The following is a 9,449-nucleotide window of genomic DNA, read 5'->3' as shown; positions in this document are numbered from 1 at the left end:
GCCGAGCCGGGCGGTGCGGTCGTGGGCCCCCGCCGGGTGCCCGCGGGGGGCCGGGCCCCCGCCGCGGCCCCGCCCCCGGGGCCGCGCCCCCGTCCCCCGCCCGCGGGCGGGCGGGCCCCCCCGCCTGTGGCCCCCCCCCCCCCGGCCGTGTCACGTACGCCGGTTCTCCTGCGCCGAGCTCCGGTGTACGCCCTCCCGACGGGAGGGAGAGCGGTCAGTCGTACCCGCGCGTGCGGAGGGGATGCCTACCCTCCTCAGCGCGAGTCGCTGCCCGCCGTCTCGATGGCGGCGCGGCCGGCCTCCAGGCGCGCCACCGGGATCCGGAAGGGGGAGCAGGAGACGTAGTCCAGCCCCACCTCGTGGAAGAAGTGGACCGAGTCCGGGTCGCCGCCGTGCTCGCCGCAGACGCCGAGCTTGAGGTCGGGGCGGGTGGCCCGGCCGGCCTCGACGGCGTGCTTGACCAGCGAGCCGACGCCGTCGCGGTCGATGGTCTCGAACGGGGAGACCCCGAAGATGCCCTTCTCCAGGTAGGCGGTGAAGAACGAGGCCTCCACGTCGTCCCGGGAGAAGCCCCAGACCGTCTGGGTCAGGTCGTTGGTGCCGAAGGAGAAGAACTCGGCGGCCTCGGCGATCTGCCCGGCGGTCACCGCGGCGCGCGGCAGCTCGATCATGGTGCCGAGCTTGATGTCCAGCTGGACTCCGGTGGACCGGGCGACCTCGGCGAGCACCCGCTCGCACTCGTCGCGGACCAGCTCCAGCTCCTGGACGGTGCCGACCAGCGGGATCATCACCTCGGGGCGCGGGTCCGCCCCGGCCAGCTTGCGCTCGGCGGCGGCCTCGGCGATGGCGCGGACCTGCATGCCGAACAGGCCGGGGATGACCAGGCCGAGGCGCACACCGCGCAGGCCGAGCATCGGGTTCTGCTCGTGCAGCTTGTGCACCGCCTGGAGCAGGCGCAGGTCGTTCTCGTTCGGGTCCTTGCGGGCCTCGGCGAGGGCGACGCGCACCGACAGCTCGGTGATGTCGGGCAGGAACTCGTGCAGCGGCGGGTCGAGCAGGCGGACGGTGACGGGCAGGCCGTCCATCGCCTGGAAGAGCTCCAGGAAGTCGCCCTTCTGCAGCGGCAGCAGGGTGGAGAGCGCGGCCTCGCGGTCCTTGTCGTTGTCCGCCAGGATCAGGTGCTCGACCTCCTTGCGGCGCTCCTCGCCGAGGAACATGTGCTCGGTGCGGCACAGGCCGATGCCCTGGGCGCCGTAGCGGCGGGCGCGCGAGCCGTCCTCGGCGTTGTCGGCGTTGGCGCGCACCGCGAGGCGGCGGCGGCCGTCGGCGTGGGACATCAGCCGGTGCACGGCCTGGACCAGACCGCCCTGGACGTCGGCGCCGGCGTGCAGGGTGCCCTCGAAGTACTCCACCACCGCGGAGGGGAGCACGGGTACCTCGCCGAGGTAGACCTTGCCGGTCGCGCCGTCGATCGAGACGACGTCGCCCTCCTCCAGCACCAGGCCGTCGGCGGTGGTCATCCGGCGGCGCTTGGTGTCGACCTCCAGCTCCTCGGCGCCGCAGACACAGGTCTTGCCCATGCCGCGGGCGACGACGGCGGCGTGCGAGGTCTTGCCGCCGCGCGAGGTGAGGATGCCCTCGGCGGCGATCATGCCGTCCAGGTCGTCCGGGTTGGTCTCGCGGCGGACCAGGATGACCTTCTCGCCGGAGCGGGACCACTTGACGGCGGTGTACGAGTCGAAGACGACCTTGCCGATCGCGGCGCCGGGCGAGGCGGCCAGGCCCCTGGCGATCTGCTGCGACTCGGAGTCGGGGGCGAAGCGGGGGAACATCAGCTGCGAGAGCTGGCCGCCGGTGACCCGCATCAGGGCCTCGTCCAGGTCGATCAGGCCCTGGTCGACGAGCTGGACGGCGATCCGGAAGGCGGCCGCGGCGGTGCGCTTGCCCACGCGGGTCTGCAGCATCCAGAGCTTGCCGCGCTCGATGGTGAACTCGATGTCGCAGAGGTCGCGGTAGTGGTTCTCGAGCTTCTGCATGATCGCCATCAGCTCGTCGTACGACTTCTTGTCGAGCTTCTCCAGCTCGGAGAGCGGCAGGGTGTTGCGGATGCCGGCGACGACGTCCTCGCCCTGGGCGTTGGACAGGTAGTCGCCGTAGACGCCCTGGGTGCCGGTGGAGGGGTCGCGGGTGAAGGCGACGCCGGTGCCGGAGTCCTCGCCGAGGTTGCCGAAGACCATGCTGCAGACGTTGACCGCGGTGCCCAGGTCGTTCGGGATGCGCTCCTGGCGGCGGTACAGCCGGGCGCGGTCGCCGTTCCAGGAGTGGAAGACGGCGTGGATCGCGAGGTCCATCTGCTCGCGCGGGTCCTGCGGGAAGGCCCGGCCGGTCTCGCGCTCGACGATGCCCTTGAACACCTCGACCAGGCCCCGGAGGTCGGCGGCGTCCAGGTCCAGGTCGTTGACGGTGCCCTTGGCGTGCTTGGCCTCGTCCAGGGCCTCCTCGAACAGCTCGCCGTCGACGCCCAGCACGGTCTTGCCGAACATCTGGACCAGGCGGCGGTAGGAGTCCCAGGCGAAGCGCTCGTTGCCGGACTGGGCGACGAGGCCGGCCACCGAGACGTCGGAGAGGCCGATGTTGAGGACGGTGTCCATCATGCCGGGCATGGAGAACTTCGCGCCGGAGCGCACCGAGACCAGGAGGGGGTTGTCGGCCTGGCCGAGCTTCTTGCCCATCCGCTCTTCGAGGGCGTCCAGGTGGGCGCTGATCTCCTCGTGCAGGGAGGACGGCTCGCTGCCGGTCTCCAGGAAGACCTTGCAGGCCTCGGTGGTGATGGTGAACCCCGGAGGGACGGGGAGGCCCAGGTTGGTCATCTCGGCCAGGTTCGCGCCCTTGCCGCCGAGAAGGTCCTTGAGGTCCTTGTTTCCTTCGGTGAAGGAGTAAACAAACTTCTGCTGGGACGGCACGGGTCGGTCTCCTCGTACGCGGTTGCCCTGACGCCGGAGAACATACCCATTTCGAAGGCACTTCTCTGCCCTGAATAGGCCACCCGAGGCTGGTACCCAGCGGTAACCCGCTAGATCGAAAGCACATAAAGGCGTTCACCTCTGTTGGTGAAATCGTCCGCCTGACGCGAGCAAGCGTTCAATTCTTGAACACAAGCAAACCCGAAGATCGTACGATCCGGACGCACGGTAGCGGCCGCGGGTCGATGGCGTTGCCCCGGCTTGATTTCCTGCACCCGGATCGCCCGATCACCGGCCGACCGACTTCGGGAAGCGATTCACAGCCGACCTGTCCATTTCGTCCACTGACCGGTCGTCAGCCCCCACCGCATGTGGCAAGCGTCACGAGCGCATCTCACGGGTCGAACGTAGAGCGACTCCGCCGATCGTCGCACACCGTCCAGAAATGTGCTCTCTCCGTGACATTCGGACGACGAAAAGGAGCCCTCTTGTCCAGGATGGACAAGAGGGCTGGGACCTAGTGGCAGTCGGCCCCATCGGGCCATTTTTGCCGGTCCGTACAGATCATCCGCCAGAGGTGTCCGATTCGGCGTCAGCACCCGGTCGGGCGCAGTCATACGGATCGTCCAACCAGCCCTCCGGCAGGACCACCCGGTTGTTGCCGCTGGTCCGTCCGCGCGGGCCGTCCGCACCGTCCGGCCAGCCCTGGGACTGCTCCACCCGGGAGAGGGTTTCGGCCAGTTCGGCCAAGGAGGAGGAGCCGGCCAGCTTCACCCGCAGCTCGGAGCCGACCGAGAAGCCCTTGGTGTACCAGGCGACGTGCTTGCGGAAGTCGGTCACGCCGCGCGCCTCGTCGCCCAGCCACTCGCCGAGCAGCTGCGCGTGCCGCACCATCGCCTCGGCCACGTAGCCGAAGTCGGGGCGGGCGTAGTCCACGTCGCCCTCGAAGATCGCGACCAGGTCCCTGAACAGCCACGGCCGGCCCAGGCAGCCGCGGCCTACCACCACGCCGTCGCAGCCGGTCTCGCGCATCATCCGCAGCGCGTCGTCGGCCGACCAGATGTCCCCGTTGCCCAGCACCGGGATGTGCGCCGGGACGGACTCGCGCAGCCTGGCGATCGCCGACCAGTCGGCCGTCCCGCCGTAGTGCTGGGCGGCGGTGCGCCCGTGCAGGGCGATCGCCGCCACGCCCTCCTCGGCGCCGATCCGGCCGGCGTCCAGGTAGGTGAGGTGGTCGTCGTCGATGCCCTTGCGCATCTTCATGGTCACCGGCAGGTCGCCCGCGTTGGCGACGGCCTCGCGCAGGATCTCGCGCAGCAGGTTGCGCTTGTACGGCAGCGCCGAGCCGCCGCCCTTGCGGGTGACCTTGGGGACGGGACAGCCGAAGTTGAGGTCGATGTGGTCGGCCAGGCCCTCGTCGGAGATCATCCGGGCGGCCTTGCCGACGGTCACCGGGTCCACCCCGTACAGCTGGATGGAGCGCGGCTTCTCGCTCGGGTCGAACTTGATCAGCTGCATGGTCTTGGCGTTGCGCTCGACCAGCGCCCGGGTGGTGATCATCTCCGAGACGTACAGGCCCCGGCCGCCGCTCTGCTCACGGCACAGGGTGCGGAACGGCGCGTTGGTGATGCCGGCCATCGGCGCCAGCACGACGGGCGGCCACACCCGGATCGGGCCGATGTCGAGCGGCGCGAACTCGGTGTCGGACGCGGTGGGTGCGGGCGTGGCTGTCATGCGCGGCTGACCTCGGGTGATGGGGACGGGACTCTCCATTGTCCCCCACCCGTCCGCCGCCCGGGTGAGCGGCCGCCGCCCGCTCCGAGGCGCTCCCGCTACGGAGCCGACGGCGGCACCGACGGCACCGCGGACTGCGCGGGCTCCGCCGGGTCCGCCGGGTCCGCGGACTCCGGCGGCTCCGGCGGCTCCGAACTCGCCGGGACGACGGTGATCGACCCGGAGGTGACCGCCGCGTGCAGCCGGTTCGGACTCGCGGAGTCCACCAGCCCCGTGTCGATCCGGCCGTTGCCGCTGCCGATCTCGCTGGAGACGGCGTACCGGCTGCCCCTCGGCAGGGTCAGCTCCACCGAACCGGAGGTGGCCGTGGCGTCCACCTCGCGCGGGGCCTTCGCGAAGCCCAGCTGCACCGAGCCCGAGCCGACCTGCGCCGTCACCCGCCGCGTGCTCAGGTTGGTGCCCCGCACCTGACCGGAGGTGGCGTGCACGGACACGTTCCCGGAGGTGTCGGACAGCAGCAGCTGGCCGGAGGTCAGCTCCATCCGCACGTCCCCGCTCAGGCCCTCCACCAGGACGGAGCCGGAGCCCACCGAGCCGGACACCTCGGTCGCGGCCGGCACCTCCAGCTCGATCTCGGCGCCGCAGCCGACGTCCACGAACGGCAGGGCCAGCCGACAGCTCATCCCGACCGTCAGCACGCCGCCGTCGAAGACGGTGGACACCACCGGTTTGCGCACCAGCCAGTCAAAGCTCTGCCGGACCACCACGTGGCCCTCCCGGCCGGCCCGCACCTTGACCGAGGCGCTGCCGGTCTCCAACTGGAGCCGGTGGATCGCCACGTCGTACGGCCGGCTGGTGCTGGTCCGCTGCTGCACCGCCATCGACCAGGTCTGCAGTCCGGCCCCCAGCATGACCAGCACGATCACGACCGTGCCGGCGACCCGCCAGCCCTTCGCCCCCTTCACCGCTACCCGACCTCCAGGAAGCGCAGCACCGCCATCACCCGGCGGTGGCTGTCCGCGACCGGCGGCAGGTCGAGCTTGGTGAAGATCGAGTTGATGTGCTTGGCCACCGCGCTGTCGCTGACCACCAGCGAGCCCGCGATCGCGGCGTTGGAACGGCCCTCCGCCATCAGGGCGAGCACGTCGCGCTCGCGCGGGGTCAGCTTCTCCAACGGGTCCCGGTGGCGGCGCACCAGCAGCTGGGCGACCACCTCCGGGTCCAGCGCGGTGCCGCCCTCGGCGACCCGCTGGAGCGCGTCCACGAAGTCGTCGACATTGGCCACCCGCTGCTTGAGCAGGTAACCGACGCCGCTGGTGTTGGTCGCCAGCAGGTCCGCGGCGTAGCGCTCCTCCACGAACTGGGAGAGCAGCAGGACCGCGGTGTCCGGCCACTGCCGGCGGATCACCATCGCCGCCTTCACCCCCTCGTCGCTGAAGCCCGGGGGCATCCGGACGTCGGCCACCACCACCTTCGGGCGGTGCTCCTCGACGGCGGCCAGCAGCTCGGTGGCGTCCCCGACGGCGGCCACGACCTCGAAGCCCACCGCCTCCAGGACCTTGACCAGGCCGACCCTCAGCAGGACCGAGTCCTCGGCGATCACAGCACGCACGGCAACTCCACGGTGATGGTGGTGGGGCCCCCGAGGGGGCTGAGAACGGACAGCGTGCCGTCGACCGAGGCGGCGCGCTTGCGCAGACCGGTGAGCCCGGTGCCGCGCGAGGGGTCCGCGCCGCCGACGCCGTCGTCGCTGATGACCAGTCGCAGCCGGCCGCCGGCCGTCCGCACCGAGAGGTCGACCCGGTGGGCCCTGGCGTGCTTGGCCACGTTGGTGAGCGCCTCGGAGACGGTGAAGTAGGCGACCGCCTCGACGGTCGGGGCGACCTGCTCGGAGAGAGCCACGTCCAGGCGCACCGGCAGCGGGGCGCGGGCGGCGATGCCGGACAGCGCCGCGTCCAGGCCGCGGTCCTCCAGGACGGCCGGGTGCAGGCCGCGAACCAGGTCGCGCAGCTCGTCGATGGCCGCCTGGGCCTCCTCGTGCGCGTCGACGATCACCTGCATCACCTCGGGCGGCACGTCCTTGAGGGTGCGCCGGGCCAGGCCCAGGTTCATCGCGAGGGAGGTGAGCCGCTGCTGGGCGCCGTCGTGCAGGTCCCGCTCGATCCGGCGGCGCTCGGCGTCCACCGCGTCGACCAGCCCGGCCCGGCTCTCGGCGATCTCCTCGACCCGCCGCTCCAGCGCCTCCGCCCGGTCCGGGCCGAGCAGCCGCCGGGCCACCCACACCTCCAGCCGGGCCAGCTGGGTGCCCGCCGGCGGGAGGACCGCCAGCAGCAGTAACCCGCCGAGGGTGAGCAGGACGTCCTCCCCGGCCAGGCCGGAGCGCACCGCGGTGTCCGCGGGCAGCAGCCACATCCAGCCGTACACGGTGGCCAGCACCACAGCGGCCGCCCAGGCGTACAGCACCGCCAACGCGCCCGCCGCCAACAGCGGACCGGCCACCAGGTGGTGGAGGACCTGGCGCCAGGTCATCCCCAGCAGCCAGGCCCGACGCCCCGTCGGCGGGCGCAGCGGCGGCACCTCCACCCCGTGCAGGGCGCGCAGCCGGCCGCGCTGGAGGGCGGTCAGCGGGCGGGCGCAGAGCAGGACGGCGGCGAGCACCGGGAAGAGCAGCTTCGACTCGGTGACGGCCAGCCAGACCGGCAGCGCCATGGGTATTCCGGCGGCGGTGAAGCGGACGTCCCGCCAGACCTCGGGCGACCACGGTGGGCGCCGGAGGCTCCTGACGAGCGCTCGGCGCAACGTGGTGGAGGACATGCCGAACAGCGTAGGGCCCGGTGATCACGGGCCACCATGAAGGGGGGTTCCGGGTGAGGGGTGTAGCTGGATACACCCCCGATTCGGTGTGGAGCACCACCGACAGGACCGGGGTCCCGACGGAAAGCTTGAGGGCATGACGAGCACCGCATCGCACTCCGCCACTGCGCCGAACGGGCGGCCCGGCCCCGGAGGTTCCGGAGCCCCGGAGGGGGCGCTGCCGGCCGGGGCCGGGCCCTGGTCGGTCCGCAGCGCCGGGTCCGGCCGCGGCCGGGCCGCGCTGGAGCTCTACCAGTACGGGGAGTTGACCGACGTCCTGGTCGCCGCCCGGCTCACCCCGCACCTGCTGCGCGGGGCCCGGCACTGCCCGTCCACCGGGCGGAACCGGCACGTGCTGGCCTGGGGCCGGCTGGCGGCCGACGGCGTCGCGCCCGCGGTGGTGTTCACCGGACGGCGGCCGTTCCGCCGGGCGCGGTCGACGGCCGAGGTGGCCGTGGTCGCCGACCGGTTCTGGATCGCCTGGGCCGAGGGCCCGTTCGACGCGGTGCGGGTCGAGCACGCGGCGGGCGGGACGGCCGAACGGCTGCCGCTGGAGCGGGTGCGGAGCGTCGCATGAGCACCGCCGTCCTCTCCGTCCGCCCCGCCTCCTCGTACGCCCCGCCCGCGCGCCTCGGCCGGCTCCCGGTCATGGCCGCGGTCGCGCTGCTGCCCTGGCTGGCGGTCCTCGCCGTCTGCCACGAGACCCCCTGGGTCGTGCTCGACCTCACCGAGTTCGCCGCCCTGCTCTCGCTGGACGCGCTGCTGCGCCGGCGCAGCCCCGCCGCGCTCTGGGCCGGCGCGGCGGTGGCCCTGCTGCTCGCCGGGGACGCCCTGGCCGACATCGCCTGCGCCGGGCCGGGCCTCCCGATGCTCGCCGCGCTGGTCATGGCCTCCTGCATCGAACTGCCGCTCGCCGTGGTGTGCCTGTGGCTCGGCCGGGACGCGGCGCTGCGGACCGCTTAGGACGTCGGCAGCTCTTCCATCAGCGCGCGGGTCTCGTCGTCCAGCGGGGTGTACGTGATCATCCGTGTCCCCAGCTGCGGACTGAGCCAGAAGTTGGTGTACTCGCAGCGCAGCAGCCCGACGCCCGGCACCTGGAACCGCTTGATCCCGTTGCCCGGCCGCATCACGTCGTGCCGCTGCCAGAGCTCCGCGAAGTCCGGCGAGGCCTTGAGCACCCGGGCCACCAGCGCCTTCCAGGCCGGCTCCGAGCTGTGGTCGGCCATCGCCGAGCGGAACCGGGCCACCATGCCGAGGCGCTCGGTGCGGTAGTCGATCAGCACCTCGCGGAACTGCGAGGGCGTGAACGCCATCCACATCAGGTTCCGGTCCTCCGGGGCCAGCCGCCCGAGGTCACCGACGATCGCGGTGTACTGGGCGTTGTGCGCCAGCACGTCGTAGCGGGAGTTGAGCACCACCGCCGGGTACGGCGCCAGCCGCTCCAGCAGCAGCCGCACGCTCGGGGTCACCGAGGGGCACTCCCGCACCGGCACCGGGTCGTCCGTGCCGGCCAGGGTGAACAGGTGGGCGCGCTCGCTCGGGTCCAGCAGCAGCGCCCGGGCCACCGAGTCCAGCACCTGGGCGGACACCTGGATGTCCCGCCCCTGCTCCAACCACGTGTACCAGGTCACCCCGACCGCGGCGAGCTGCGCGACCTCCTCCCGGCGCAGCCCCGGCGTCCGGCGGCGCCCGGTCATCGGCAGGCCCACCTGCTCGGGCGTCAGGCGCTCGCGGCGGCTGCGCAGGAACGCGGCCAGCTCGTGCCGGCGGGCTTCGTCGGGAGTGGCCGGGCGCGGACCGGCCGAACCGGTGCGGGCTTGCGCGGGAGGTGTGGCGAGGCTCATGCTCCCCAGCATGCGACAGCCGTCAGCCTGTTGCCAGGTACTTCTTATACCCGGA

General features: G+C 72.5%; 8 protein-coding genes. 2 read left to right on the top strand and 6 right to left on the bottom strand.

Annotated features, from left to right (window positions below; genetic code table 11):
- Positions 1 to 254 precede the first annotated feature (254 nt).
- The 5 genes from ppdK to ACFVVA_RS29270 all read right to left on the bottom strand — a co-directional run bounded on the left by ppdK (position 255) and on the right by ACFVVA_RS29270 (position 7,511).
- Entirely contained in the window at positions 255 to 2,963 is a 2,709-nt protein-coding gene (gene ppdK, locus ACFVVA_RS29290; protein ID WP_359902941.1) for a pyruvate, phosphate dikinase, read from the bottom strand.
- A 564-nt stretch (positions 2,964 to 3,527) separates the two neighbouring features.
- The gene (dusB, locus tag ACFVVA_RS29285) at positions 3,528 to 4,697 is read right to left on the bottom strand and encodes a tRNA dihydrouridine synthase DusB (protein ID WP_387693790.1); all 1,170 of its coding nucleotides are present in this window, start codon (positions 4,695 to 4,697) and stop codon (positions 3,528 to 3,530) included.
- Between the two features lie 98 nt (positions 4,698 to 4,795).
- The gene (locus tag ACFVVA_RS29280; protein WP_387693789.1) at positions 4,796 to 5,662 is read right to left on the bottom strand and encodes a DUF4097 family beta strand repeat-containing protein; all 867 of its coding nucleotides are present in this window, start codon (positions 5,660 to 5,662) and stop codon (positions 4,796 to 4,798) included.
- 2 nt (positions 5,663 to 5,664) lie between these two features.
- Entirely contained in the window at positions 5,665 to 6,309 is a 645-nt protein-coding gene (locus ACFVVA_RS29275) for a response regulator transcription factor (protein ID WP_359902950.1), read from the bottom strand.
- Complete coding sequence (locus tag ACFVVA_RS29270; RefSeq protein WP_387693788.1) at positions 6,297 to 7,511, bottom strand: histidine kinase; 1,215 nt, start codon at positions 7,509 to 7,511, stop codon at positions 6,297 to 6,299. The genes ACFVVA_RS29275 and ACFVVA_RS29270 overlap by 13 nt, the downstream gene beginning before the upstream one ends.
- Positions 7,512 to 7,647: 136 nt before the next feature.
- On the opposite strand from ACFVVA_RS29270, the gene ACFVVA_RS29265 reads away from it, so the two are divergent.
- Both ACFVVA_RS29265 and ACFVVA_RS29260 read left to right on the top strand, forming a co-directional pair.
- On the top strand, positions 7,648 to 8,127 hold the full coding sequence (locus ACFVVA_RS29265) for a hypothetical protein (protein ID WP_387693787.1): 480 nt from the start codon (positions 7,648 to 7,650) through the stop codon (positions 8,125 to 8,127).
- A complete protein-coding gene (locus ACFVVA_RS29260) occupies positions 8,124 to 8,513 on the top strand; it encodes a hypothetical protein (RefSeq protein WP_387693786.1) in 390 nt (129 codons plus the stop codon). Before ACFVVA_RS29265 ends, ACFVVA_RS29260 begins: the two co-directional genes overlap by 4 nt.
- On the opposite strand, the gene ACFVVA_RS29255 is transcribed toward ACFVVA_RS29260, so the two are convergent.
- On the bottom strand, positions 8,510 to 9,394 hold the full coding sequence (locus ACFVVA_RS29255; protein ID WP_387693785.1) for a helix-turn-helix transcriptional regulator: 885 nt from the start codon (positions 9,392 to 9,394) through the stop codon (positions 8,510 to 8,512). The genes ACFVVA_RS29260 and ACFVVA_RS29255 overlap by 4 nt on opposite strands.
- Positions 9,395 to 9,449: the final 55 nt, after the last annotated feature.

Source organism: Kitasatospora sp. NPDC058048 (assembly GCF_042885555.1).
Taxonomy (GTDB): Bacteria; Actinomycetota; Actinomycetes; order Streptomycetales; family Streptomycetaceae; genus Kitasatospora; species Kitasatospora lactacystinica.
The sequence above is the reverse complement of the archived record's forward strand: the minus strand, read 5'-3'. Positions and strand labels throughout refer to the sequence as shown.

What these genes read in the sequence shown, in the direction of transcription:
- ACFVVA_RS29260 (WP_387693786.1), top strand. Translation starts at nt 8,124, where the DNA reads ATGAGCACCGCCGTCCTCTCCGTCCGCCCCGCCTCCTCGTACGCCCCG.
- ACFVVA_RS29265 (WP_387693787.1), top strand. Translation starts at nt 7,648, where the DNA reads ATGACGAGCACCGCATCGCACTCCGCCACTGCGCCGAACGGGCGGCCC.
- ACFVVA_RS29270 (WP_387693788.1), bottom strand. Translation starts at nt 7,511, where the DNA reads ATGTCCTCCACCACGTTGCGCCGAGCGCTCGTCAGGAGCCTCCGGCGC.
- dusB (WP_387693790.1), bottom strand. Translation starts at nt 4,697, where the DNA reads ATGACAGCCACGCCCGCACCCACCGCGTCCGACACCGAGTTCGCGCCG.
- ACFVVA_RS29255 (WP_387693785.1), bottom strand. Translation starts at nt 9,394, where the DNA reads ATGAGCCTCGCCACACCTCCCGCGCAAGCCCGCACCGGTTCGGCCGGT.